20 protein-coding genes are annotated in these 24,733 nt (G+C 69.5%); 9 read left to right on the top strand and 11 right to left on the bottom strand.

The window, feature by feature from the left end:
- Nucleotides 1-22: 22 nt before the first annotated feature.
- Nucleotides 23-529 (bottom strand): CinA family protein, encoded by a 507-nt coding sequence (locus HV742_RS22420; protein WP_054417356.1) that lies wholly within the window; start codon nucleotides 527-529, stop codon nucleotides 23-25.
- Nucleotides 530-736: 207 nt separating this feature from the next.
- Here HV742_RS22420 and ku point away from each other — a divergent pair, with 207 nt between their 5' ends.
- Both ku and ligD read left to right on the top strand, forming a co-directional pair.
- Nucleotides 737-1,765, top strand: a complete 1,029-nt coding sequence (gene ku, locus HV742_RS22425; RefSeq protein ID WP_175146387.1) for a non-homologous end joining protein Ku — start codon at nucleotides 737-739, stop codon at nucleotides 1,763-1,765.
- A gap of 2 nt (nucleotides 1,766-1,767) precedes the next feature.
- Nucleotides 1,768-4,428, top strand: a complete 2,661-nt coding sequence (gene ligD / locus HV742_RS22430; RefSeq protein ID WP_175146388.1) for a DNA ligase D — start codon at nucleotides 1,768-1,770, stop codon at nucleotides 4,426-4,428.
- A 58-nt stretch (nucleotides 4,429-4,486) separates the two neighbouring features.
- On the opposite strand, the gene HV742_RS22435 is transcribed toward ligD, so the two are convergent.
- The 4 genes from HV742_RS22435 to HV742_RS22450 form a co-directional block, all read right to left on the bottom strand.
- Complete coding sequence (locus HV742_RS22435) at nucleotides 4,487-5,932, bottom strand: amino acid permease (protein ID WP_437340597.1); 1,446 nt, start codon at nucleotides 5,930-5,932, stop codon at nucleotides 4,487-4,489.
- Between the two features lie 210 nt (nucleotides 5,933-6,142).
- Nucleotides 6,143-6,442: a MatE family transporter gene (locus tag HV742_RS22440; protein WP_175146390.1), complete on the bottom strand. Its 300-nt coding sequence runs from the start codon at nucleotides 6,440-6,442 to the stop codon at nucleotides 6,143-6,145.
- 73 nt (nucleotides 6,443-6,515) lie between these two features.
- Nucleotides 6,516-6,782 (bottom strand): hypothetical protein, encoded by a 267-nt coding sequence (locus HV742_RS22445; RefSeq protein WP_054417361.1) that lies wholly within the window; start codon nucleotides 6,780-6,782, stop codon nucleotides 6,516-6,518.
- A 63-nt stretch (nucleotides 6,783-6,845) separates the two neighbouring features.
- Complete coding sequence (locus HV742_RS22450; protein WP_175146391.1) at nucleotides 6,846-7,781, bottom strand: AraC family transcriptional regulator; 936 nt, start codon at nucleotides 7,779-7,781, stop codon at nucleotides 6,846-6,848.
- 163 nt (nucleotides 7,782-7,944) lie between these two features.
- On the opposite strand from HV742_RS22450, the gene HV742_RS22455 reads away from it, so the two are divergent.
- The 6 genes from HV742_RS22455 (at nucleotide 7,945) to HV742_RS22480 (ending at nucleotide 15,304) form a co-directional block, all read left to right on the top strand.
- The gene (locus HV742_RS22455; RefSeq protein WP_054417363.1) at nucleotides 7,945-8,994 is read left to right on the top strand and encodes an NAD(P)-dependent alcohol dehydrogenase; all 1,050 of its coding nucleotides are present in this window, start codon (nucleotides 7,945-7,947) and stop codon (nucleotides 8,992-8,994) included.
- 43 nt (nucleotides 8,995-9,037) lie between these two features.
- Complete coding sequence (locus tag HV742_RS22460; protein ID WP_054417364.1) at nucleotides 9,038-9,508, top strand: (2Fe-2S)-binding protein; 471 nt, start codon at nucleotides 9,038-9,040, stop codon at nucleotides 9,506-9,508.
- Nucleotides 9,508-11,796, top strand: a complete 2,289-nt coding sequence (locus HV742_RS22465; RefSeq protein WP_175146420.1) for a xanthine dehydrogenase family protein molybdopterin-binding subunit — start codon at nucleotides 9,508-9,510, stop codon at nucleotides 11,794-11,796. Before HV742_RS22460 ends, HV742_RS22465 begins: the two co-directional genes overlap by 1 nt.
- Nucleotides 11,797-11,839: 43 nt before the next feature.
- Nucleotides 11,840-12,853 carry an XdhC family protein gene (locus HV742_RS22470; protein ID WP_175146392.1) on the top strand — a complete coding sequence of 338 codons (1,014 nt, stop codon included), beginning with the start codon at nucleotides 11,840-11,842 and terminating at the stop codon, nucleotides 12,851-12,853.
- Nucleotides 12,854-13,034: 181 nt separating this feature from the next.
- The gene (locus tag HV742_RS22475) at nucleotides 13,035-14,207 is read left to right on the top strand and encodes an acetyltransferase domain-containing protein (RefSeq protein ID WP_175146393.1); all 1,173 of its coding nucleotides are present in this window, start codon (nucleotides 13,035-13,037) and stop codon (nucleotides 14,205-14,207) included.
- Between the two features lie 14 nt (nucleotides 14,208-14,221).
- On the top strand, nucleotides 14,222-15,304 hold the full coding sequence (locus HV742_RS22480) for a porin (protein WP_175146394.1): 1,083 nt from the start codon (nucleotides 14,222-14,224) through the stop codon (nucleotides 15,302-15,304).
- Nucleotides 15,305-15,430: 126 nt separating this feature from the next.
- Here the strand turns inward: HV742_RS22480 and HV742_RS22485 are convergent, their stop codons facing one another.
- From HV742_RS22485 to HV742_RS22510, 6 genes are all read right to left on the bottom strand, one after another.
- Nucleotides 15,431-16,129: a glycosyltransferase family 2 protein gene (locus HV742_RS22485; RefSeq protein ID WP_175146395.1), complete on the bottom strand. Its 699-nt coding sequence runs from the start codon at nucleotides 16,127-16,129 to the stop codon at nucleotides 15,431-15,433.
- Nucleotides 16,126-16,731 (bottom strand): class I SAM-dependent methyltransferase, encoded by a 606-nt coding sequence (locus HV742_RS22490; RefSeq protein WP_175146396.1) that lies wholly within the window; start codon nucleotides 16,729-16,731, stop codon nucleotides 16,126-16,128. Before HV742_RS22490 ends, HV742_RS22485 begins: the two co-directional genes overlap by 4 nt.
- Complete coding sequence (locus HV742_RS22495; protein ID WP_175146397.1) at nucleotides 16,719-17,756, bottom strand: acyl-CoA dehydrogenase family protein; 1,038 nt, start codon at nucleotides 17,754-17,756, stop codon at nucleotides 16,719-16,721. Before HV742_RS22495 ends, HV742_RS22490 begins: the two co-directional genes overlap by 13 nt.
- Before the next feature lie 100 nt (nucleotides 17,757-17,856).
- Complete coding sequence (locus tag HV742_RS22500) at nucleotides 17,857-20,568, bottom strand: autotransporter family protein (protein ID WP_254601220.1); 2,712 nt, start codon at nucleotides 20,566-20,568, stop codon at nucleotides 17,857-17,859.
- Between the two features lie 101 nt (nucleotides 20,569-20,669).
- Complete coding sequence (locus HV742_RS22505) at nucleotides 20,670-21,881, bottom strand: GGDEF domain-containing protein (protein ID WP_175146399.1); 1,212 nt, start codon at nucleotides 21,879-21,881, stop codon at nucleotides 20,670-20,672.
- A 390-nt stretch (nucleotides 21,882-22,271) separates the two neighbouring features.
- The gene (locus tag HV742_RS22510) at nucleotides 22,272-23,684 is read right to left on the bottom strand and encodes an MFS transporter (protein ID WP_236747402.1); all 1,413 of its coding nucleotides are present in this window, start codon (nucleotides 23,682-23,684) and stop codon (nucleotides 22,272-22,274) included.
- Between the two features lie 145 nt (nucleotides 23,685-23,829).
- On the opposite strand from HV742_RS22510, the gene HV742_RS22515 reads away from it, so the two are divergent.
- Nucleotides 23,830-24,732 carry a LysR family transcriptional regulator gene (locus tag HV742_RS22515; protein WP_063582650.1) on the top strand — a complete coding sequence of 301 codons (903 nt, stop codon included), beginning with the start codon at nucleotides 23,830-23,832 and terminating at the stop codon, nucleotides 24,730-24,732.
- Nucleotide 24,733: the final 1 nt, after the last annotated feature.

Genomic DNA, 24,733 nt, shown 5'->3' on the forward strand with positions numbered 1-24,733 from the left:
GCGGGGTCGAGCGGGGCGCGGGTCAGCCGGCGGCGGCTGGCCGGTGCCGCAGGAAGCAATCGACGATGCCTTGCAGGGCGAATTCGGCGCTGGCCTGGCGGATGCGATTGCGGCTGCCGCTGAATTGCCGCGTGGCGGTGTAGATGACAGGATGGGCATCGGCGCCGCCTTGCTTGAAGACCCAGGCGTAGCATTGGGTGCCGGGCGCGATGCGATCGTCGGTGGCATCGGTGACGCCCGTGTTGGCGACGGCGACGTTGGCCGGACTTTTGGCGGCAGCCCCCAGCGCCATGGCGCGCGCCACGGCCTCGCTGGTGAGATTGTGGCGCGCCAGGATCGATTGCGGCACGCCCAGGCAGCGCCGCTTGGCCGCCACTGAATACACCACGAAGGCGCAGTCGAGCAACTCGCCGGCGCCAGGAACGTCGGCCAGGGTGGCGGCGACGAGGCCGGCGGTGCAGGACTCGGCCGTCACAAGGGTCAATTGATGTTCCTGCATGAATCGGGCCACGCGTTCGATGCTGTTCATCCTGCGACTCCGCCGGGCAGTAGCGGGGCTGGCAGCAATCGCCGTGCCGGGCCGCCGATCGACCACCGTGACGCCAGGCACGGCAATTGCTGGCGGGCCGGATCATGCCGGCGTTGGCGCGCGCGCCAAGCGCTGCGACAATAGCGCCAGGCGGTCAATCCAACCACTGGACGGGGCGGCAGCGGCGCCCCGAAGGAGAGCGGCATCATGGCGACGCGAACCATCTGGAAAGGCGCGATCTCGTTCGGGCTGGTGCATATTCCCGTGGGCCTGCACACGGCCACCACCGAATCCGGCGTGGATTTCGACTGGCTCGACAAGCGCTCGATGGACCCGGTCGGCTACAAGCGCATCAACAAGCGCACCGGCAAGGAGATCGACAAGGACAACATCGTCAAGGGCGTGGAATACGAGGACGGCCAGTACGTCATCATCTCGCCCGAAGAGATCGCCGACGCCTACCCGCGCACCACCCAGACCATCGAGATCCAGCAGTTCGTCGAGGCCGGCGAGGTGCCGTTCGTCTATCTGGAGCGGCCCTACTACCTGGCGCCGATCGACAAGGGCCAGAAGGTCTACGCCTTGCTGCGCGATACGCTGGCCAGGACCGGCAAGATCGGCATTGCCCGGGTGGTGATCCAGACCAAACAGCACCTGGCGGCGCTGATCCCGGCGGGCGATGCGCTGGTGCTCAACCTGATGCGCTGGGGCGACGAGGTCAAGGCCGCCGATGACCTGGACCTGCCCAAGTCCGGCGCCAAGGCCACGGCGCCCAGCGCCAGCGAACTGAAGATGGCGCGGATGCTGGTCGACGACATGTCCGGCCATTGGGATCCGGAGCAGTACAAGGATGAGTTCAAGGCCGCCGTCATGGACCTGGTGGCGCGCAAGGTCAAGGCGGGCAAGACCGAGACGGTGATCGAGCCGCGAGAGGAATCGCCGGCCTATGCCGATAACGTCATCGACCTGACCGAATTGCTGCAGCGCAGCCTGAAGGGGCGCGCGTCGGGCAAGGCGTCGGACGGGGCGGGGGCGCGGACGGCGGCGAAGAAGACTGCCAGGAAGGGGGCCGCCAAATCCGCCGCCAAATCCGCCACCAAATCCGCCACCAAATCCGCCAACAAGGCGACTTCCAAGTCGACCCCGAAGACAACCACGAAGGCGGCCAGCGGCAAGGCGGCCGGCAAAGCGGCAGGCAAGGCCGGCGCCCCGGCCAAGACCCGCAAGGCGGCGTGACCATGGCCGATACCCTGGCGAAGTACCGCGCCAAGCGCGACTTCAAGGTGACCTCGGAGCCGGCGGGCGGCGGCGAGGCCAACGAGGCCGCGCGCGCCTTCGTGATCCAGAAGCACTGGGCCAGCCACCTGCACTACGACTTCCGGCTGGAACTGGACGGGGCCATGAAGAGCTGGGCCGTGCCCAAGGGACCCAGCTACGACCCGTCGGTCAAGCGCATGGCGGTGCAGGTCGAAGACCATCCCATCGCCTACAACCGCTTCGAGGGCGAGATTCCGAAAGGCCAGTACGGCGCCGGCAAGGTCATCATCTGGGATCGCGGCACCTGGTCGCCGGTGGGCGATCCGGCCGAGGGCTACGAGCGCGGCCACCTCAAGTTCGACCTGCATGGCGTCAAGCTGCGCGGGCGCTGGGCGCTGATCCGCATGAAGGGGCGGGGCTCCGAGAAGCAGCCGCCCTGGCTGCTGGTGAAGGACCGCGACGACTACGCCCGCGCCGAAAGCGAGTTCAGCGTGGTGGACGAACAGCCCGACAGCGTGGTGTCGCCAGCCGCTGGCGGGCGCCCCGTGCCCGCCGCCGCCCCATCCGCGATGGCGCCGCCCGACGATCCGCCGCCATCCGGCCAGCTGCCGGGCGAGCCGGCCGACCTGCCGCGGCAGCTCAAGCCACAGCTGGCCACGCTGGCGGAAGGCGTGCCGTCCCAGGCGCGGGATGACTGGCTGTACGAGATGAAGTTCGACGGCTACCGGTTGCTGGCGCGGCTGGACCACGGCGAGGTGCGCCTGTACACGCGCAACGGCCACGACTGGGCGCCGAAGCTGCCGCACCTGGCGGCGGCGCTGCGGCGCATGCCGTTGGAAACCGCATGGCTCGACGGCGAGATCGTGATGCTGGCCGACAACGGCGCGCCCAGCTTTCAGGCCTTGCAGAACGCCTTCGACGGCGAGCGCACCAGCGGCATCCTGTTCTATGTGTTCGACTTGCCTTACGTGACCGGCCGCGACCTGCGCGGCGAACCGCTGCGGGTGCGCCGCGCGGTGCTGGCGCGGGTGATGGAAGCCGCGGGGGGCGACCCCCTGCGTTTCAGCGACGCGTTCGACGCGGCCCCGGCCGACCTGGTGGCATCGGCCTGCAAGATGGGGCTGGAAGGCATCATCGCCAAGCGCCTGTCGTCGCCGTACGTATCGCGGCGCAGCGACAGCTGGATCAAGCTCAAGTGCGCGCGGCGGCAGGAGTTTGTCGTGGTCGGCTACACCGATCCCAAGGGGGCGCGGGTGGGGCTGGGCGCGCTGCTGCTGGCCTATCACGACGAGGCCGGCGAACTGATGTACGCCGGCAAGGTGGGCACCGGGTTCGACGACGCCGGACTGGCCGCGCTGCGGGACCGGTTGGCGGCGCTGGAAACACGCCGGGCCAGTGTCGACGCCCGTGGCATCGGTCGCGGCACGCACTGGGTGCGGCCCGAGCTGGTGGCGGAAGTGTCGTTCGGGGAATGGACGGAATCGGGCCACGTGCGCCATCCCGTGTTCCGTGGGCTGCGCACCGACAAGCCGGCGCGGGCGATTACCAGGGAGGTGGCGATGGACGCGGAGACGACGCGGGACGCCGGGGCGCGGCATGGCCGCGGCAACACCGCGGGCAAGGCGGCCCGCCAGCGCGGCGCGACAGCCGCGAAGAATGCGACAGGCGCGGCGGCCGGCAAAGGGACCGGAACGGCGGCTGGCAAGACGGCCCGCAAGACCATGGCCGCCACATCGGCCCAGCGCGCAAGGACGGCCACCGCCGCCGGCAAGCTGACCCATCCCGAACGCGTCATCGACCCGTCCACCGGCCTGACCAAGCTGGACCTGGCCCGCTACTACGGCCTGGTGGCGCCGCTGCTGCTGCGCCACCTGAAGGACCGGCCGGTGTCGTTCCTGCGCGCGCCGGCGGGCATCAAGGGCGAGTTCTTCTTCCAGAAGCACCTGGAGGCGCCGATGCCAGGCGTGAAGGCATTGCCGCAGGCCCTGGATCCGGACCACCCGCCCTTGATGGAACTGCCGACGCCGCAGGCGATCATGTCGGCCGCGCAGATGAACGTGGTGGAGTTCCATACCTGGAACGCGGTCAAGCGCGCCATCGGCAAGCCCGACCGCATGGTGTTCGACCTGGACCCGGGCGAGGGCGTTACCTGGGACGCGGTGCGGCGGGGCGCGCAATTGCTGCGCGTGCTGCTGACCGAGATCGGCCTGCGGGCCTGGCTCAAGACCAGCGGCGGCAAGGGCCTGCACGTGGTGGTGCCGCTGCGCCGGCAATACGACTGGGACACGGTCAAGGCGTTCTCGCAGGCCATCGTTCAGCATCTGGCGCGCACGCTGCCGCAGGTGTTCGTAGCCAAGAGCGGTCCGAAGAACCGGGTTGGCCGGATCTTCGCCGATTACCTGCGCAATGGCTTCGGCGCCACCACGGTGGCGGCCTGGTCGGCGCGCGCGCGGCCGGGGATGGGGGTGTCGGTGCCGCTGGCGTGGGAGGAACTGGACGAGGTCCGGGCCAGCGACCAGTGGACCATCGCCAACATCCATGAGCGCCTGGCTGTCGGCGACTCGCCGTGGGACGACTACGCCCCGCAGGCGCTTGGCGCGGCCATGAAGGCGTTGGACTTCAAGCCGGATTCGGGCGGGTAGGCGGCCTCGGCGCCCGGTCGCGTTGACCGGGGCCGGGCCTCGGGTACGGACTTGCCGCTTACTCGGCTCCCGCCGGCGCCAGTTCCGCCTCGCCCCGGGCGCGCGCGCCGATGCCGAACACCTGCGCCACGATGCCCATGGCGACGATGACGCCGGCCAGGATCGAGGTGTAGACCACCTCGTTGCGATAGGTGCCTTCGATCACCATGGTGACCAGGGCGGCGATGATGCAGACGATCACCGCATACGTCAGCCACGGGAACAGCCACATCCTGAATTCCAGCCGCACCCCGCGCGCCTGCAGGCGCTGTCGCATGCGCAATTGCGAGAAGGCGATGGCCAGGTAGACGAACAGCGCGATGGTGCCGGTGGCCTGCATCAGCACGTCATAGACGTCCATTTTCGAGGTCGCCATCATCCAGACGGCGGCGAAGGCGAACAGGCTGGAGATGATGACGCCGACATAGGGCGTGCCGGTCTTGCGCCCGGTGATCTGCATGACGCGGTGGGCGTCGCCGCGCCGGGCCAGCGAATAGAGCATGCGCGAGGCGGTGTACAGCGCCGAATTGAAGCAGCTGCACACCGAAGTGAGCACGATGAAGTTGACGATCAGCTGCGCATGCGGAATGCCGAGCGCGTCGAGCGCGACGTTGTAGGTACCCTGGGTCGGCTGTGTCAGCCCGGGCGCGTTGTACGGCACCAGGCAGACCACGATGAAGATCGAGCCCACGTAGAACAGGCAGATGCGCCACACCACCGAGCGCGTGGTCTTGATGATTTCGCGGCCCGGGTCGGCCGATTCGGCGGCGGCCACGGTGACGATCTCGGCGCCGATGAAGGCGAACATCACGCCCAGCAGCGCCACCACCACGGCCTTCGGGCCGTTGGGCATGAAGCCCTGGCTGGTCAGGTGATCCCAGCCGTTGGCGGCGCCCCACGGCCACAGGTGCGCCAGCGCCAGGCTGCCCATCACCAGGAACAGCACGATGGCCACCACCTTGATGAGCGCGAACCAGAATTCGAATTCGCCGTAGTTGCGCACGTTCAGGAAGTTGACGATCAGCAGCGACACCGTCACCAGCAGCGCATAGCCCCAGGCCGGCACCATCGGGAACCAGCCGTGCAGGATCTGTCCGGCGACGTAGGCTTCCCAGCCCATCAGCAGGGCCCAGAAGTACCAGTAGAGCCAGCCGATGGTAAAGCCCGCCCAGCGCCCGATGGCGCGGTCGGCGTAGGTCGAGAACGAGCCGGTGTCCGGCTGCGCCACGGCCATCTCGCCCAGCATGCGCATGGCCAGGATGACCAGGATGCCGCCGCCGAGGTAGGCCAGGATGACGGCGGGGCCGGCCAGGGCGATCTGCTTGCCGGACCCCACGAACAGCGCCGCGCCGATCACGCCGGCGATGGACATCATCGTGAGATGGCGGGACTTGAGCCCGCCCTTCAGTTCGGTATTGGGGGTGTTTGCCAACTGTCTTCTCCTCTCCGGATGCGCAAGGGCCATGGCATGTCCGCCATCGGAATGGAAAAGAGGCATGTCCCCTGCCGGTTTATCGCTTTTTGGTGGTGCCGCCATGAGCATACGCGCGACGGGGCGAGCGTTGGCGCCGGCGCCACGCTCTGTTGCAAGTGCCAGGTTTTGTTGCCTGCCGCGCGGCCCGTCGGCGGAGAAATCGGACGTGTGGAGGCGGCGCGCCGCCTCCGCAGGGGCCGCTTATGCGTCGTCCGATGGTGTCTGGGAGGCGGGCGTCGCGTCGGGCCGGCCGCCGTTGCGGACGGCATCGGGCTGCGTATGCGCCAGGCCGGCTTCGCTCTCGTCCACGACCTCGTCGGGGGCGATGTCGCGGCCGGCGTCCTCGGAGGCCAGGGGATCGGCCGCGGGCCGCGCGCCGGTGCCTTGCGCGTCGCTGTCGGTCGATGGCGCGGACGCGGGCAGGTCGCTGGGGGAGTCCGAGGAGTCGCTGGGACCGGCGGGCGGCGAAGAGACGGGGTCGGGAATGCGCGAGGGGGACATGATGGCTCCTGGTGGCGGGGGCCGCGATTGGCCAGGACCCGTCACCAGCAAGCGCCGCTCCCGGCCGGCGGCGCTAGAAGCGCGGGTGCTTGCCGAACGGCACCTCGGCGTCGGTCGGCGCTTCGAAGGTGGCGGTGCCGCCGCTCAGGTCGGCGGCGTGGATCTGCGCCAGCCGCGTGGCTTCGTCGATGGCGACCTGGGCGGAAGCGAAGTGCTCGTCGAGCGTGATGCGTTCGTCCGGCGTGCCGGCGACAGGCGAGATGAGCAGGTAGGCGATGCGCCAGACGCCGTGGTCTTCCCAGGGGCGTTCGATCTGGAAATCCCATTTGGCTTTTTCCATGATGGCTCCGGTCAGTGCAAGGCTTGCGGAACCTTCATGCTAGCGCGATCGGTCCTCGGACGCTCATTCCTGTCGCGCCAGATCGGCCTGCCCGCGCAATGCCGCGATGTCGCGCTTGGGCGGCGCGCCGTACAGGCGGCTGTATTCGCGGCTGAATTGCGACGGGCTTTCATAGCCCACCTTGAACGCGGCGCTGGCCACGTCCAGGTAGTCGCTCAGCATCAGCCGCCGCGCCTCGTTCAGCCGCAGCCATTTCTGGTACTGCAAGGGGCTCATGGCGGTGAGCTGGCGGAAATGATGGTGGAACGTCGGCGGACTCATCTGCACGCGCGCGGCCAGTTCTTCCACCCGCAAGGGCCGGGCGTAGTGCTGCTTGAGCCATTCGATGGCCCGCGCGATGCGCTGGCCCTGGCCGTCGACGGCGGTGATCTGGCGCAGCTTGGCCGCCTGGTCGCTCTGCAGCAGTCGGAAATGCAGTTCGCGCAGCACCAGCGGCGCCAGCACCTCGATCGCGTCGGGTTCGTCCAGCAGGGCCAGCAGGCGCTCGAACGGCGCCAGCAGGGCGGGGGTGACCGTGCCGATGCCCGCGCCGACGCCCAGCGCCCGCTCGCGCGGAGCCAGCATGCCGCCCTGCGCGATCAGTTCGGCCAGCACGCGCAGGTCCAGCTTCAGGGCCAGGCCCAGGCAGGGCTGTTCCGGGCTGGCCAGCGTGACTTCCGAGTCGGCCGGCAAATCCAGTGACGTAATGAGGAAGCGTGAGGTATCGTAAGCAAACGCCTCGCCGCCCACCCACATCTGCTTGGCGCCTTGCACCACCAGCACCAGGCTGGGTTCGACCAGGCAGCTGCAGGCGCGCGAGACGGCCTCGCGCCGGAAGAAGCCCAGGCCGGGGATGGCGGTGTCGAAGTCGCCCGTGCCATGGGTGCGGGCGTCGATGGCGCGTGCCAGGGTCTGGTACGAAAGGGCGTGGTGCGCCGCCGCATCGGGGTTGCGTGTCATGGATCGGTAGCCTCCGGGGGCACTGTACCCGCAGGCCGCGGCCTTGCATACCAGAGCGGTTGTTGTTCCAGAGGATCAGGCAAGAAATCCAGCGAAATGCGCTACCGGAGTCATGCCGCGATTGCGGAAAATGCCTTTTTTGGCCAAGCACACGGAGTCTGCAATGCTTGTTAAAGCCTACGGCGCCCATGCCAGCGATCAGCCCCTCGAATCGCTGCAAATCACCCGCCGCGCCACGGGCGCGCACGATGTCCAGATCGACATCGCTTTCTGCGGCATCTGCCATTCCGACCTGCACCAGGTGCGTTCGGAATGGGAAGGCACCCAATACCCCTGTGTCCCCGGCCACGAGATCGTCGGGCGGGTCGCCGCCGTTGGCGCGCACGTGCAGGGTTTCAAGCCGGGCGACCTGGTGGGCGTGGGCTGCATCGTCGACAGCTGCGGGCATTGCGCTGAATGCGCCGACGGCCTGGAGAATTACTGCGACGCCATGGTCGGCACCTACAACGGCCCCACGGCCGACGAGCCGGGCTGGACCCTGGGCGGCTATTCGCAGAAGATCGTCGTGCACGAGCGCTATGTGCTGCGCATCCGCCACCCCGCCGAGCAACTGGCCGCCGTGGCGCCGCTGCTGTGCGCCGGCATCACCACCTATTCGCCGCTGCGCCACTGGAACGCGGGGCCGGGCAAGAAGGTGGGCGTGGTCGGCGTGGGCGGGCTGGGACACATGGGCATCAAGCTGGCCCATGCCATGGGCGCTCACGTGGTGGCGTTCACGACTTCCGATGGCAAGCGCGCGGCCGCCCGCGAGCTGGGCGCCGACGAGGTGGTGGTGTCGCGCAACGCTGACGACATGGCGGCGCACCTGCAAAGCTTCGACTTCATTCTGAATACCGTGGCCGCGCCGCACGACCTGGATGCCTTCCTGGCGCTGCTCAAGCGCGACGGCACCATGACGCTGGTGGGCGCGCCGGCCACGCCGCATCCGTCGCCCAACGTCTTCAACTTCATCATGAAGCGCCGCTCGCTCGCCGGTTCCATGATCGGCGGCATTCCGGAGACCCAGGAAATGCTCGACTTCTGCGCGGAACACGGCATCGTCGCCGACATCGAGATGGTCCGCGCCGACGAGATCAACGCCGCCTACGAGCGCATGCTCAAGGGCGACGTCAAGTACCGTTTCGTCATCGACAACGCCACCTTGAACGGCTGACCGCCGTCCCCCCGCCCCGCGCCCCACCCACGAGGAGTTCGCCATGACACGATTGCAAGTCAACGGCCAGACCAAGGAAGTCTCCGTTCCCGACGACATGCCCTTGCTGTGGGTGCTGCGCGATGAGCTCGGCATGACCGGCACCAAGTTCGGCTGCGGCATGGCGCTGTGCGGCGCCTGTACCACCCACCTGGACGGGCAGCCGACGCGCGCCTGTGTGACGCCCGTGTCCGCCGCGGCGGGCCGGGCGATCGGCACCATCGAGGGCATGGAGGCCGACCCGGTCGGCCGCAGCGTGCAGCGCGCCTGGGTGGAAAACAACGTGGCGCAGTGCGGCTATTGCCAGGCCGGCCAGATCATGACGGCGGTGGGCTTGCTCAAGACCACGCCAGCGCCCACCGAACAGCAGATCGACGAAGCCATGAGCGGCAACATCTGCCGCTGCGGCACCTATCCCCGAATCCGCGCCGCCATCAAGCAGGCGGCGGCCCAGCTGGCCCAGGGAGGCAAATGATGACGACCACGATGCAGGCCTCGCGGCGCGGGTTCCTCAAGGGCGGCCTGGGCGCGCTGACGCTGGCGGTGACGGGCAATGGCCTGGTCAGCGCGGTGTGGGCGGCCGACGCGCCCAGGAAGTATGGCGCCGATTCCATGCCGGGCGGCACGGTGGACGATCCGCTGGCGTTCGTCTCGATCGCGGCGGACGGCGCGGTGACCATCATCGCGCACCGCGCCGAGATGGGCACCGGGGTGCGCACCAGCCTGCCGATGGTGGTGGCCGACGAGATGGAGGCCGCCTGGGACCGGGTGCGGGTGGTGCAGGCCGATGCCGACGAGACGCGCTATGGCAACCAGAACGTGGACGGCTCGCGCAGCATGCGCCACTTCCTGATGCCGATGCGGCGCGTGGGCGCCGCGGCCCGCCAGATGCTGGAAGCGGCGGCGGCCGCGCGCTGGGCGGTGCCCGTGGCCGAGGTGCGCGCCACGCAGCACCAGGTGGTCCACGTGCCCACCGACCGCAAGCTGGGCTACGGCGAACTGGCGGCCGACGCCGCCAAGCTGCCGGTGCCCAAGGGCGACGCGCTCAAGCTCAAGACGCGCGCCGAGTTCCGCTACATCGGCAAGGAGCAGGTGCGCCTGGTCGACCTGGAGGCCATCGGCAAGGGCCAGGCCATCTACGGCATGGACATGCGGCTGCCGGGCATGGTCTATGCCGTGGTGGCGCGTCCGCCGGTGGTGGGCGGCAAGCCGCGCCGGGTGGACAGCGCCAAGGCGCTGGCCGTGCCGGGCGTGCTGAAGGTGGTGGACATTCCCGCCATGGCCGGCGCGCCCGCGTTTCAGCCGCTGGGGGGCGTGGCGGTGGTGGCCAGCAATACCTGGGCCGCGATGCAGGGCCGCGCCGCCCTGCAGATCGAGTGGGACGACGGCCCCAACGCGGACTATGACTCCGCCGCCTACCGCGAGACGCTGACGGCGGCCAGCCGCAAGCCGGGCAAGGTGGTGCGCGACCAGGGCGATGCGCCGCAGGCCTGGGCCAAGGCCGGCGAGGCCGGACGTTTCTCGGCCGAATACCACGTCCCGCACCTGGCCCACGCGTCGATGGAGACGCCGGTGGCGACGGTCCGCATCCAGGACGGCGGGGCCGAGGTCTGGACCTCGGTGCAGAATCCCGCCGCGGCGCAGGAGGCGGTGGCCAACCGCCTCAAGCTGAAACCCGAAAACGTCAAGGTCCACGTGCTGTTGCTGGGCGGCGGCTTCGGCCGCAAGTCCAAGCCGGACTATGTCGACGAGGCCGCCATCGTGGCCCAGGCCATGCCCGCCGGCACGCCGGTCAAGCTGGTGTGGACGCGCGAGGACGACATCCATCACGACTATCTGCATACCGTGTCGGCCGAACACCTGGAGGCCGTGGTGGGCCAGGACGGCAAGGTGCAGTCGTGGCTGCACCGCAGCGCCGCGCCGACCATCGCCTCGCTGTTCACCGAGGGCGCCAAGGGCGAGCAGTTGTTCGAATCGGCCATGTCCGCCATCAACATGCCCTACGTGATCCCGAACGTGCGGGTCGAAACGGCCGAGGTCGCCGCCCACGCCCGCATCGGCTGGTTCCGTTCGGTGGCCAACATTCCGCATGCCTTCGCGGCGCAGTGCTTCATCGCCGAGCTGGCGCATCGCGCCGGCCAGGACCACAAGCAATACGCGCTGGACCTGATCGGCCCGGCCCGCCGCATCGATCCGGGCACGCTGGCGGACACCTGGAACTACAGCGAATCGCCCGAGCGCTATCCCTACGACACCGGCCGCCTGCGCGGCGTGATCGAGGCGGCCGCCAGTGGCGCCAGGTGGGGCCGCGAAATGCCCAAGGGCCACGGGCTGGGGCTGGCGTTCTGCTACAGCTTCATGAGCTACACGGCCACCGTGGTCGAGGTGGCGGTGGACGAGAAGGGCGAGGTGCGGGTGCTGGCCGTGGACATGGCCATGGACTGCGGCCCGCAGATCAACCCCGAGCGCATCCGCGCGCAGATGGAAGGCGGCGCCATCATGGGCCTGAGCCTGGCGTTGCTGGGCGAGATCACCTTCGAGAAGGGGCGCGTCAGGCAGAACAATTTCTATGACTACGAAGTGCTGCGCCACAACGCGTCGCCGCGCGTGATCCGCACGCACCTGGTCAATGACGACCACGCCCTGCCGCCGGGAGGCGTGGGCGAGCCGCCGGTGCCGCCGGTGGCGCCGGCGCTGTGCAACGCCATTTTCGCCGCCACCGGCAAGCGGGTGCGCAGCCTGCCGGTGCGCAGCGTTGCCTGAAGCCCGCGGGATGGGCATGATGCGGTCGCCGGGAGGGGGTTGAATGGAAAGTGTGGACGTACGCGTACTGCGCGCCGCGCGCGATTGGGCGGCGGCGGGGGAGCGGGTGCTGCTGGCCACCGTGGCGCGCACCTGGGGTTCGTCGCCGCGGCCGGCGGGCTCGATGATGGCCTTGCGCGAGGACGGCCGCTGCGTCGGCTCGGTCTCGGGCGGCTGTATCGAGGACGACCTGGCGCTGCGCTATACCCGCGCCCATGGCGGCGCCGGCATGCCGCGTTCGGCGCCCGAGCTGGTGCGCTACGGCGTCCATGCCGACGATGCGCACCGCTTCGGCCTGCCGTGCGGCGGCACCCTGGAACTGCTGCTGGAGTTCGATCCCCACCTGGCCGCGCTGGACGCCCTGGTGCGGCAGCTGGAAGCGGGGCAGTTGATGCAGCGCACGGTCGACTGTGCGACGGGCGCGGTGCGGCAGGCGCCGGCCGACGCCCCGCAAGCCCTGCGTTTCGACGGCGCCACGCTGTCCAGCACGCTGGGGCCGCAGTACCGCATGCTGCTCATCGGCGCCGGCGCGCTGGCCGAGTATGTGGCGACCATGGCGCTGTTCAACGATTTCGCGGTCACGCTGTGCGATCCGCGCGTGGAGCACCTGGGCGCCTGGTCGGTGCCCGGCGCGCACCTGACCACCGAGATGCCCGACGATGCCGTGCGCGCCTTGCGGCCGGACACGCGCACCTGCATCGTGGCGCTGAGCCACGATCCCAAGCTGGACGACCTGGCCCTGCTGGAAGCGCTGCACAGCCCGGCGTTCTATGTCGGCGCGATCGGTTCGCGGCGCAATACCGACCTGCGCCGCCAGCGGCTGATCGAGCACTTCGACGAAACCGAGGAATCGCTGCGGCGCCTGCGGGCGCCGGTCGGCCTTTTCATCGGCAGCCGCACGCCGGCCGAGATCGCCGTCAGCATCATGGCCGAGATCCTGGCCGTCAAGAACGGCGTGGCGCTGCCGGCCACGCTGTCGGTCGCGGTCGCCAAGACGCGCGAGCCGCGGGCGGCGTAGGCGTCCGCCAGCGCTGCGTCGAGCCGGCCGATCCGGCCGGGGAAGCTGTGCGCCATTCGCATCGTCCCTCCCCGCTATTGACTTGATATTAGAACGTTATTTCGTTCTAATTCTGGCCGTAGCCGATCACCTCTGCGCCCGTCCCGGGTGCTGTGCCGGCGCCCTTCGTTGATACCTCCCCATGGCAGCCGTACTCCCCATCCCTTCCCCCGAAAGCGGCCAACGCCTGCGCGCCATCGATGCGCTGCGCGGCCTGGTCATCGTCATCATGCTGCTCGACCATGTGCGCGAGACATTTTTCCTGCATCACCAGGTGGGCGATCCCATGGACGTCGCGGCCACGCCGCCGGATCTGTTCTTCTCGCGGCTGGCGGCCCATTTGTGCGCGCCGGTATTTGTCTTCCTGACCGGCCTGTCGGCCTGGCTATATGGCGCCAAGGCCGGCAGCCGCGCCGCCACGGCGGCCTTCCTGGCCAAGCGCGGCGCTTTCCTGGTCGCGCTGGAGCTTCTGGTTGTCAATTTCGCCTGGACATTCCAGTTCCCGCCCTCGGTTGTCTACTTGCAGGTGATCTGGGTGATCGGCCTGTCCATGCTCGCCCTGGCGGCCTTGCTGTGGCTGCCGCGGGCCGCGCTGGCGGCCGTCGGCGCAGTGCTCGTCGCGGGCCACAACGGGCTGGATGGCCTGCACTTCGCGGCGGGCGAGGCGCTGCATGTGCCGTGGGCGGTGCTGCACGACCGGGGCTGGATCATCGTGAGCGACACACTGCGCCTGCGCACTTCCTATCCCCTGTTGCCTTGGATCGGCGTGATTGCGCTGGGTTACGCGGCGGGGCCCTGGTTCCGGGCGGACGTGCCAGCGGCGCGGCGCGGGCGCCTGCTCTGGCTGGCCGGCTTGGGCGCCGTGGCGGGCTTCCTGGTGCTGCGCGCCATCAATGGCTACGGGCAAGCCCAGCGCTGGACCGAGCAGGAAGACACATTGCGCACCGTGATGAGCTTTCTGAACGTCACCAAGTATCCGCCGTCACTGATGTTCCTGTTGTTGACGCTGGGCCTGGGCCTGTGCCTGCTGGCCTGGATCGAGCGCGCGCAGGCCGCGGCCTGGGTGCGGGTGCTGTGCGTGTTTGGCGCGGCGCCCATGTTCTTCTATCTGCTGCACCTGTACGTGCTCAAGGCTCTTTACCTGGCGGGCGAGGGCATCTGGGGGCTGAACCAGGGCAAGTATTTCGGCGTGACGGGCATGGGGTCGGTATGGCTGATCTCGATAATGCTGGCGCTGGCGCTTTATTGGCCGGTGCGATGGTTCGGCCGTGTGAAGGCCGCGCGTCGCGACATCGCCTGGCTCAAGTACTTGTGAGGCCGGAGATGGTCTTGCGCAAGCTTTCCGTGGGCATGGCGATCCTGATCGGACCGTGCGAGAGCGGGGCGCAACAGGCTCCCGTCACGTTGTACGGCGTGGTGGACCTGAGCGTTGCCGGTTTTTCGACCCAGGAGCGCGGCACGGCGCTGAACATGCAGTCGGGAGTGCAGTCGGGATCGCGTTGGGGATTGCGTGGCGGCGAGGACCTCGGTAACGGCTGGCGCACCAACTTCCAGTTGGAAAGTGGCGTCCTGGCCAACAATGGCAGGTCGGCCCAGGGGGGGCGGCTGTTCGGCCGCGCCGCCTGGGTGGGACTGTCGAGCCGCGCCGGTGAAGTGCGGCTGGGCCGCCAGACATCCGTCTCGTCGGCGACGCTGGCCGATTACGACGCCTTCCTGGCGTCGTATCTGATCACCGGCGCGCAAACCGCGTTGCTGCCCTATAACGCCAACCGCGCCGACCACGCCGTGGCCTACTGGAGTCCCTCGGTGAACGGGTGGCGGGCCGGTGTCGATGCCAGCCTCGACTACGACGGCGGCGGCGGTTTCCGCACTGCATCCACCAGCAAGCTGTACAGCGCCGCGTTGATCTACGAACGTGCGGATTTCGCCATCGCCGCCACCCACGAGCGAGCGCGCTGGGCCGAGGGGACCGCCCAGTCCACGGCGATGGCGCGTGCGGGCGGAGCGCGCCAGCCGGACGCCTACACCCTGGCGGGGCGCGCGTCGCTGGATGCCTTCACGCTGTATGCGGCTATCTCGGTGATGCGCGACGGCTCGACCATCCCGGCCGTGCCGTCGCCCGGCCAGCGCAGTTACTTTCCTGGCGCCACGGTGCATGGACTGATGGCCGGCATGGTCTGGCGCCAGGGCGCCGGTAGCTTGATGGCGTCCTGGCAGGCGAGCCTGCCGCGGGGTGGGGTATTGGAACGCGACGGCGCCACCCACACCCAGCAGATCTATTCGGCGGGATATGCGTATGACCTGTCCAAGCGCACCAATCTGTACGCCGTGTATGGCTATATGCGGGGCGCCTGGGAGACGCCTTCCTGGCATCAAGCGCAATACGCGGTCGGCATACGCCACCGGTTCTGAGCACGCCTGGGCGGCGCCTGACCCCGCGTCTGGCGTCGTGAGCGCCATCGCCGGCGTTTTTGGATTGTCGGGCAGGCAATGAAAAGGTCACCGCGTTGCGGCGATGTCCGCAAGGCTCGTGCATGGCTAGCGACTCGGCCAGGGTATCGACTCCGGGCTATCGGGCACACCCGCCGCCGCGCGCAGCGCCGTGGCGAAGCCGCCTTCCACCCGGGAATAGGGCCGGGCGCTGGTGATGACGCGCGGCCGGGCGGTCCAGGCGATCGTGAACCCCGCCTGCGCCATCCGGTCGACCAGGGCCTGGTCCTCGCTGCAAGGCAGGGGCGCGAAGCCGCCGCTGCGGCGGTAGGCGTGGGCGGCGATGCCCAGGTTGGCGCCATGGACATGGCGGTGACCGTCCCGGTCCTGGTAGCGGGAGACGAAGTGGCTGTGCGCCGCGCCGGCATTGCGGCCGTGCGCGGCCCAGCCGGCGACGCCGACCGTGCCGCACACCACTTCCGCGTTCAGCGACAGCTGGTCCACCAGCCAGCGCGGCGAAACAATGGTGTCGGCGTCGGTGTACGACAGCCAGCGCGCCCCGGCATCCAGCAGGAACTGCGATCCCGTGGCGCGGGCGATGCCGACGTTGCGCGCGCGGATGGCCAGGCGCTGCACCGGCCAGGCGGCCGCCAGCCGGGCGGTGGCGTCGCGGCAATGGTCCAGCACCACGACGATGCGCACCGGCTCGTCCCCCAGCAAGGGATGGCGCGCGGCCAGGGTGACCGCGCGCAGGCAGGCGGCGATGTGGCGTTCTTCATTGTGGGCGGGGATGCAGATGCCGATCATGGGGCGGTGTTTTCCGTGTCGGGGGCCAGGGCCCAGGCATCGAGCCGGAACTCGGGTTCCTGATGCGTCAGGAGCGGCGCCAGGCCGGGCAAGGCGCCCAGCGCGGCGTGCAGCGCCTCGGTGTCCTGCCGGCGGTCGTTGAAGGCGCCGCGCCAGTGGCAGGCCACCAGTTCGCCGCCGGGCCGCAGGCTGGCGCGGACGCGGGCCAGGAAGCGCGCCAGCGCGTCGTCGTCCAGGTAATAGGCCATTTCCGACACCACCACCAGGTCAAAGCCGCCGGGCGGAACGGCGGGCCAGGCGTCCGGCAGCCGCAACGCCAGTGCTTGCACGCCGCTCGCCCGTTGGCTTGCCAGGTGGGCGCGGCAGCGGCGGATGGCGGCCGGGGAAAGGTCGACCGCGGTCACGCGCCGGCAGCGCGCCGCCAGCGCGCCCGTCATGCCGCCGTTGCCGCAGCCCGTTTCCAGCGCGTGGTCGTAGCGGGCGCGCCGCAGGCTTGCCAGCAGCAGCGCGCGCTTGCGGCATTCGTACCACGCATCGCGCACGTGCCAGGGGTCGTCGCTGGCACGGTACAGGGCGTCGAAATGGCGGGCTAGAGCGTCCATGCCGATTCCCCCGCGCCGGCCACCACCGCCCCGTGGGCGGCCTGGTCGCGTTCGGCGTGGCTCTGGCGGATGTAGAGCGGCAGGTCGGCCATGGCCTGGGCAAAGGCCCGGTCCTGGCACAGCGGGCCGGCGCCGAGCGCGCGCGCCGCGCGCCCCAGGATGTCTTCGGCCGCGGCCTCGACCGCCAGCCGGGCGCGGGCGGTTTCCAGCCTGCAGTCATGGCTCGGGTCGGCATCGATGGCCGCGGCCGCCGCGTGCAAGGCCCAGCGGGCCTGGCCGAGCGCCACATCGGCCGCGCCCAGATGCGCGAGGCGAAAGGGATTGCCGGGCGTGTCGCCGGCACCGGCCTGCAGGCGCTGGAAGATGCGCGCCAGGCCGCCGTACCAGCAGGCGGCGACGCCAGCGCCCCCGTGCAGGAAACCGGGCCGGTCCACGTAGGCGCCGGGCGCCCCTACCGGCAGCGCCCCGACCTGGTCGAACGCGACGCTGGCCGTGCCGCTGCCGCGCATGGCGGGGGCGGCCCAGCCGCCGGGCCGGATCGCCACGCCCGGTTGCGCCAGCTCCACCGCGGCCAGCCACGGCGCGCCGGCCGGCGTCCAGCCGCTGACGATGGCATGGCTGGCGCCGTTGGCGCCCGAACACCATGCCTTGGTGCCTTGCAGCGTCACACCGCCATCGGCCGTGGGCGTCAGGGTCAGACGCTGGCGTGGCGGCTCCGCGCACCAGACGCCCCAGATGCTGCCCGCCGGCGCGGCCGGCCCGTGCAGTTCCGCCAGAATCGCCAGGGCATCGGTGTGGCCTTCGAAGCACTTGGCCAGCGACAGGTCGACGGCCGCCACCGCGGCGAGCGCGCGCCATCGCGTCAGGGTCTCGCCATGGCCGGGCAGGGGCAGGCGGTCGCAACCGGCGCGCACCAGGGCGCGCAGCACGCCCGCCGGTTCAACGTCTGGTCCGATGTCGGCCAGGAGGGCTCGCAGGCGGTCGAGAGAGAACGTCGGCAGGGGGGAGGACGCGATGTCGGGCATGGGTGGCAGGCGGCATGAACGGATGCCGCAACCAGCAATTGGCGTGCCCGGCGGCATCGCTGCCCATGGTGAGCGCCGCCGCGCTGCTCCATTGAGACACCTAGAACGTCATTCTGAAACCCACCGTGCCTGTGACGACGTAGCTGCCCGAGAAGTCGGCGTCCGCGTCGACCTGGCCATAAACGGCGTACCGCTTGGCCCAAGCGTAATCGGCGCCTACGCCGAGATTGCCCCAGGTGCGCGACATGCGGCTGACGATCGGCACATCCGCGACCTGTATGCGCGAGCCGTCCAGGAACTCGTGCTTGAGGTTGAGCACGCCATAGACGTTCGACTGGCGGTCGACGCCCGCCCCTTGGCCATTGCTCCGGTAGTCCAGCGCGACGCCGAAACGGCCTTGCAGGCTGTCGCCCTTGTCGCTTTCGACGCGCGCGCCGAATCTGTCATTGAAGCGGTCGAAGCGTGTCGAGACGTACGTCACCTGGGCCTGCGGGACCAGGGCCAGCCCTTCGCGCAGCCCGTACGCCTTGCCCGCTTCGATGCCGAACCCATAGCTGCTGGCCTTGCCGCCATCCTTGAGTTTGCCCGCGAGGCGGGATTTCAGGTCGCTGTCGAACCAGGTCGCCTGCGCCTGGGCGTCGACATAGACGCCGTCGCTGCCATACCAGGTGAGCGTGGGCGTCAGGCCGTAGCGGGTGGTGTCGATGGAGCCGTTGCCGTACACCGATGACACACGCGTGTCGGAGATGCCATAGTGCAGGGCCAGCCCGCCCACCAGGCGCGAACCGTCCTGTTGTCCGGCCAGGATGCGGTCAACGCCGATCTGCATCTTCCAGTCGTCGATGTCCTGGCGCTGGCCGGTGGTGGACACGGCGGGATCGAGCCGGCTCGTCGAGCCTTCCATGCGGGCCCACGCGCCGTTGCGCCCGGCGCCCTGCGGATCGTAGCGACGATCGCCGACCCGCTGGCGCAGCGTGGGCAGCTTGCTCAGTTGCATCAGCGTGTTGGCGTAGGCTTCATACACCGGCACGCCGGGCTGGTACAGCGGGCCCGGCGTGGCGGGCGGCGAGCCGCCGCCGGTTTGGGGCGATCCCGGGTCAGTCAGGGCCGACCGCAGATACCAGCTGCCGTCGCCCGAGTCCTGCTGCAGCACATAGCCGTAGGCGCCGGCCACCAGCGCCGGGCGGCCGCCGATCACGTAGTCGCCGTTGGCAAGATTGAATTGGCCCGAGGAAAGGCCGTTGACCTGCACGACCTGGATGCCACGCTGGGTCTGCGCGCCGGCGCCGCCGATGTTCGTCACCGTGACGGGCGTGCTGCCCGTGGTGGCGCCGGTGATCACCAGCTTGTCGGTCGGCGAGTCATCGCCGCCCAGCCGGGTGCGGATTTCCAGGTTGCCGCCCTGCGCGGCGTAGTCGCCGGCAATCGTCAGGGCGCCGAAACCGCTGCGCGGGCCCGGTGCGATGGTGCCCTTGTTGGTCGTCGCGCCGACGCGTCCTGTCCCGGTCAGCCGCGCGCCGGCCAGCACCGCCACCGGCCCGCCCAGGACGCCATCGACCTGCAGGGTGCCGGCCTGCACTTCGGTGTTGCCAGTGAAGGCGGCGCTGTTGCCCGACAACGTCAGCCTGCCGGCCCCCAGCTTGTTGAAGACGGACGTGCCCGAGAACGCCGTGCTCACGCCGACCTCGCGGCCATTCGTATCGAACCAGGCACCCCCGGCAGCCACCGCCTGCGTGGCAAACCCGTTCAGGAAATTGGCCTCGTCCCGGTTGGCGCGCAGGATGCCGCCGTCCAGATTGACGTTGACGTTGCCCGCGCCCTTGATGACCGAGCCGGTCTCCAGCACGCCACGGCCGCTGGCATCGCCGTTCAGGTTCAGCGTGCCGGTGGATGTGCCGTCAATCGCCACCCACGTATCGGTGGCCGCGATGGCCAGGCCGCCTTTTGCCACGGTGAGCGCTCCCGTGCCCGCCCAGCCGACATTGATGCGGTCGGAGGCCGAGAGGGTCGAGATGGCGCCTGTCGTGCTCGATACGGTGACCGTGCCGGCGCCGCCCGCGTTCTGGCCGATGTAGATCGATGCCGGGGCGCCGGGCGAGGTCGTCGCCTCCGTGTGCACGGTGGCGCCATCCTGGACAAGCAGTTCGCCGGTGCCGTTGAAGCCCACGTAGATATTGTTGAACGGGTTCCAGGCTGACGCGCTGCCCGATACCGTAACGTGTCCTTCGCTGCCGGCGTTCCAGCCGATGACCCCCTGGCCGCTGCGCACGGCGCCGCCATTGTCGATCTGCAGCGTGCCCTTGCCGTCCGAGCCGATCAGGAAGGCATTGACCGTATTGAGATTCCAGTTCGACCCCGGCCCGGATACGACAACGGTGCCGACGCTGCCGGCACTTGCGCCAAGAGTGCCCGATTCGCTTTGCGCCACGCCGCCGTTCAGGATGCGCAGGGTGCCGTCGCTGCCCGGATCGGCCCCGATATAGACGGGGCCGAGGCTGGTCCAGCGGGACGCATTTCCGCTGCCGTCGACGCCCGTCACGGTCAGGGTGCCCACGCCGCCGTTGAGGTTGCCGATGAAGGCCCAATCGTTCCGCACCGACCCGCCATTGCTGATGGTCAGCGTGCCGGCGGCGGCGTCTCCGACGATGAGGTCTCCGCCCACGACCCAGTCCGGTGATGCCACTGGCCCTGGCTGCACGTCGCCAGTACCGGAGACCGTTTGCGCGCCGGCAAGCGGCGCGAAGCTGGCCGCGGATGCGGCCAGGATTATCCATTTCGGCCATCCCGCGCGATGGCGATGTTCTTCGACCACGATGCCCCTCCTGAGGTAGATGCGAGCCGCACGCGAGCGATACGACACGCGGCAGCGCTTTTTTAATAGGTATTTCCCTGCCCTGGACAATGGCGGGGATTTCATGCGTGTGCACAGTAATCGTCGCCGGCCCGCGCGCCGCCAAAGGCGGCCAGGCCGTGCGCGTCGCCGGCTGGCGCGTGACCCGCGACCGTGCCATTGCGGCCTCGGCGCTTGGCCGTGTAGAGCAGGTGGTCCGCGCGCTCGAGCGCGCTCGTGAACGACTCGCTCGCCTGTATCAGCGTCACCCCCATGCTCGCCGTGAAACACGCGCCGGGCGCGTGCGGCGCCCAGCGCTGCGCGGCGAAGTCCGCGCGAATTTGCTCGGCGATCGCGGTGGCGCGTTCCAGATCCGCGCCGGGCAGCAGCAACAGGAACTCCTCTCCTCCCAATCGGGCGGCGTGAACGGGGGCGGGCGCCCGCGCCCGGAGCAGGGCGCCGAATCGCGCCAGCACCCTGTCGCCAAACGGGTGGCCAAACGCATCGTTGATGCGCTTGAAGTTGTCGATGTCCGCCATGATCAGCGCGGTCGGCATCGCTGCATGCGGGTGGCGCCCGGATGCGCCAGCCAGCAGACTGTCGAGTCCCTGCCGGTTCAGCAGGCCCGTCAATGCGTCGGTATGGGCATGGCGACGGTATTTCTCTATGGCGTCGTAGCTCGTCGCGATGAAGACCGCGAAGGTCAGCACGATGCTGCCGAGCAATCCGGTGTACTGGATCAGGATGCCCCAGACGGACGTTCTCCATTCACCCGCCGCGAGCGCGGGCGTGGGGGCGGCGATGTACAGGAGGCACTGGCCCGTCAACACCAGCGCGATGAAGAGGAAGGCGGCGGCGAGCAGCCTGTCCGACTTGCTCACGGCCTGCCTGGCGAACGACAGCATGGTCCGCCAGCTCACGAGCGCGCAACAGGCCTGCACGAAGAATGACTCCAGCCTCGCGCTGGCGAACAGCACGACCGAAACCACTACCATTGCCGTCGAGGCAAGCAGCACCGCAATATCGAAATAGGGCGGAATCCGGCTGCGGTGGCGGCCTTGCAGTGCGCGACAGGCAAGGATGACGCCGCCCAGGATGAAGGCGTCTTCGACGACCTGCTTGTATGGGGAAAGCGCGCTGGCCTGCACCAGCATGATGGCGTAGCCCGCGCCCAGGCAGGCCAGGGCGCTGCCCCACGGGAGCGTGTCGAAGCCGGCGAAACGCGCGGCGCAAAGACCCGCGGCGCACATCAGGATCGCGGCGGGCACGGACCATTCAAGCAGGGTGACGGGCATAGACAGGCGGAGCCGTTGAACACATGCAGTCCGGCCCATGCCTGACTGAGACAATCCAAAGACCCGCGGCGCACATCAGGATCGCCGCGGACACGGACCATTCAAGCAGGGTGACGGGCATAGACAGGCGGAGACGTTGAACACACGCAGTCCGGCCCATGCCTGGCTGAGACAATCCAGAGACCCGTGGCGCACATCAGGATCGCGGCGGGCACGGACCATTCAAGCAGGGTGACGGGCATAGACAGGCGGAGACGTTGAACCCATGCAGTCCGGCCCATGCCTGACTGACACAATCTGTGTCGAAAAAGATTACAGTGTGTCGCAATGTGTCGCCAGCGCGGAACCGTCAAGGATTGTCAAGCGCCGGCCGCCGCCGTGCGAGCGATTCTATTGCGCCCGCGCGTCGCCGCCCGACACTCTCGCCAAGGCCTGCCGGCCCCGTCGCGCCAGATGCTCCAGCGCGGCGCTCGCCACGCACCCCAGCAACGCGAACGCCACCGCCACCCACAAGGCCCAGGTGGCGCCGCCGCGGGGGCTGAAGACAAAGCATGCCGCCACGAAGGCCGCGCCCATCGTCTGGCCCAGCAGCCGCGCCAGGCCGGACAGGCCGCTGGCCACGCTGGCGCGGTGGGCCGGCACGCTGAACATGATGAAGCGCTGGTTGGGCGACAGGAACAGCCCGAAGCCCGTGCCGCAGAGCGCCATGGGCAGCATCACCGCCCACATCGGCGCCCCGGCCGGCAGTCGGCTTACGGCCAGCAGGCCCGCCGCCAGCAGCGCCAGCCCGATCGCGCCCAGCAGGCTGGCGGACATGCGGTCCGACCATTTGCCCGAGAACGGCGCCAGGCAGGCGCCCATCACCGGCCAGGGCGCGATCAGCATGCCCACGTCGGCGATGTCGCGCCCCAGCGTCAGGTTCAGCAGGAAGGGCAGCGCCACCATGGCCGCGCCCTGTGCCGCGAAGGCCAGCACGCAGACCAGCACGGCCAGCGAGAACGGAGGCAGGCGCAGCAGGTCCAGCGGCACGATGGCGTGCGGGCTCAGGCGTTCGCGGCGCAGCAGCAGCGCCCAGCTCAGCGCGCCGAACGCCCAGACCAGGGCCGTGCCCCAATCCGGCTGGGCCGCGCGTTCCAGGCCCAGCACGGCCAGCCCGAACGCCAGCGCGCACAACAGCGCCGCGCCCGCATCCAGCGCTTTGCCATCGCCCGGCGCGCGCGGCAGATGCCTGCCGGCCAGCGCCAGCGCCACCAGGCAGAAGGGCACATTCACGTAGAACAGCCAGTGCCAGCTAAGCACGGTCAGCATCGCCGACGCCAGCACCGGTCCGCCGGCCAGCGACGCCGCCGCGATCATGGCGTTCAGGCCCATGCCGCGGCCCAGCTCCTCCTTGCGGTAGATTGCGCTCACCAGCGCCATGTTGCAGCCCATCAGCGCCGCGGCGGCCAGGCCCTGCGCCGCGCGCGCCGCCTCCAGCGACCACAGCGATTGCGCCGCGCCGCACCAGACCGAGGCGGCCAGGAACAGCCACAGCGCCGGCAGGAACACCCGGCGGTGCCCGATCTTTCCCGCCAGCGCGGCCAGCGGCAGCATCGTCGCCACCATGACCAGTTGATAGATGGTGACCACCCCGATCACATCGGACGCGCTCACGCCGAGCTGCGACGCCATCGATGGCAGCGCCGTATTCGTCATCGAGGTATCGAGCGTCGCCATGGAGATCGATAGCGACACGGCCAGCATCGCGTAGCGGCGCGCGGCAGGGGACAGGGTAGAGGAGGGGGGCGTGGCAGGCAGGGACATCGCGGCATACGGTTGAAAAAACGGCCCCCAGTATGGAAGCGGCGATTCTTGCGGTGAATAGCAAAATCCGTAAAGCAGCCTTGCAGATATGAAATACTGGAGCCGCTAGGATTCGCGGCGGAAAGGGCCGCAAAGCGAGGGCAGGGTGAACCGATCGGAAGGCATGGCGCTGCTGGTGGCGGCGGTGGACCAGGGCAGTCTCAGTGGCGCGTCGCGCGTCAGCGGGGTCTCCCTGGCCTCGGTCAGCCGCCACATCAGCGCGCTGGAGGAACGCCTCGGCACCCGGCTGCTGGTGCGCTCGACCCGGGTCCTGCGGCTCACCGAGGCCGGCCAGCGTTATTACGCCGAGGCCAAGCGCCTGCTGGCCGAGATGGACGAACTGGAAAGCAGCATGCGGGTCGATGCCGCCGAGCCCTCGGGGCGGCTGCGCGTCACGGCGCCGACGCTGTATGGGCGCGTGCACCTGCAGCCGTTGCTGGCGAAGTTCCTGGTGCTGCATCCCAAGGTCACGCTCGACCTGCACTTGCTGGACCGGCCCGTCAACCTGCTGGAGGAAGGCATCGATCTCGCGGTGCTGGTGGGCGAGCAACCCAGCTCCAGCCTCGTCGCCCGGCGCCTGGGATCCATCCGCTGGGTATTGAGCGCCGCGCCCGACTACCTGGCGCGGCGTGGCACGCCTCGCGGCCTGCGCGATCTCGCGCAGCATGACGGCCTGGTGTACAGCCATCTGGCGACCGACGACGCCTGGACCCTGATGCACGAGGGCAGGCCCACCGTCGTGCGGGTGCCCACTCGCATGCGCTCGAATACCGTTGACGGCGTGGTCACGGCCGCCGCGGCCGGCGCCGGCATCGTCCATGCGCCCGCCTGGGCCATCGCCGATCACGTCGCGGCCGGCCGCCTGCTAGTGCTGTTGCCGGAATCGGAAACCCCGCCACGGCCGGTGTTCGCGTTGATGACCCACCAGCGGCTCATGGCCGGCAAAGTGCGGTCGCTGCTGGATTTCCTGGCGCAGCATTTGCGCGCCAAGTCCTTGAACGAACTGTGAC

The organism is Achromobacter ruhlandii, assembly GCF_902859695.1.
Taxonomy (GTDB): Bacteria; Pseudomonadota; Gammaproteobacteria; order Burkholderiales; family Burkholderiaceae_B; genus Achromobacter; species Achromobacter ruhlandii.

Bases quoted from the DNA above. Each gene is read 5' to 3' on its own strand.
- HV742_RS22495 (WP_175146397.1), bottom strand. From the start codon at position 17,756: ATGCCCGACATCGCGTCCTCCCCCCTGCCGACGTTCTCTCTCGACCGC.
- HV742_RS22450 (WP_175146391.1), bottom strand. From the start codon at position 7,781: ATGACACGCAACCCCGATGCGGCGGCGCACCACGCCCTTTCGTACCAG.
- HV742_RS22465 (WP_175146420.1), top strand. From the start codon at position 9,508: ATGACGACCACGATGCAGGCCTCGCGGCGCGGGTTCCTCAAGGGCGGC.
- HV742_RS22475 (WP_175146393.1), top strand. From the start codon at position 13,035: ATGGCAGCCGTACTCCCCATCCCTTCCCCCGAAAGCGGCCAACGCCTG.
- HV742_RS22505 (WP_175146399.1), bottom strand. From the start codon at position 21,881: ATGCCCGTCACCCTGCTTGAATGGTCCGTGCCCGCCGCGATCCTGATG.
- HV742_RS22490 (WP_175146396.1), bottom strand. From the start codon at position 16,731: ATGGACGCTCTAGCCCGCCATTTCGACGCCCTGTACCGTGCCAGCGAC.
- HV742_RS22470 (WP_175146392.1), top strand. From the start codon at position 11,840: ATGGAAAGTGTGGACGTACGCGTACTGCGCGCCGCGCGCGATTGGGCG.
- HV742_RS22445 (WP_054417361.1), bottom strand. From the start codon at position 6,782: ATGGAAAAAGCCAAATGGGATTTCCAGATCGAACGCCCCTGGGAAGAC.
- HV742_RS22510 (WP_236747402.1), bottom strand. From the start codon at position 23,684: ATGTCCCTGCCTGCCACGCCCCCCTCCTCTACCCTGTCCCCTGCCGCG.
- HV742_RS22460 (WP_054417364.1), top strand. From the start codon at position 9,038: ATGACACGATTGCAAGTCAACGGCCAGACCAAGGAAGTCTCCGTTCCC.
- HV742_RS22455 (WP_054417363.1), top strand. From the start codon at position 7,945: ATGCTTGTTAAAGCCTACGGCGCCCATGCCAGCGATCAGCCCCTCGAA.
- HV742_RS22485 (WP_175146395.1), bottom strand. From the start codon at position 16,129: ATGATCGGCATCTGCATCCCCGCCCACAATGAAGAACGCCACATCGCC.
- HV742_RS22440 (WP_175146390.1), bottom strand. From the start codon at position 6,442: ATGTCCCCCTCGCGCATTCCCGACCCCGTCTCTTCGCCGCCCGCCGGT.
- HV742_RS22435 (WP_437340597.1), bottom strand. From the start codon at position 5,932: ATGGCCCTTGCGCATCCGGAGAGGAGAAGACAGTTGGCAAACACCCCC.
- ligD (WP_175146388.1), top strand. From the start codon at position 1,768: ATGGCCGATACCCTGGCGAAGTACCGCGCCAAGCGCGACTTCAAGGTG.
- ku (WP_175146387.1), top strand. From the start codon at position 737: ATGGCGACGCGAACCATCTGGAAAGGCGCGATCTCGTTCGGGCTGGTG.
- HV742_RS22420 (WP_054417356.1), bottom strand. From the start codon at position 529: ATGAACAGCATCGAACGCGTGGCCCGATTCATGCAGGAACATCAATTG.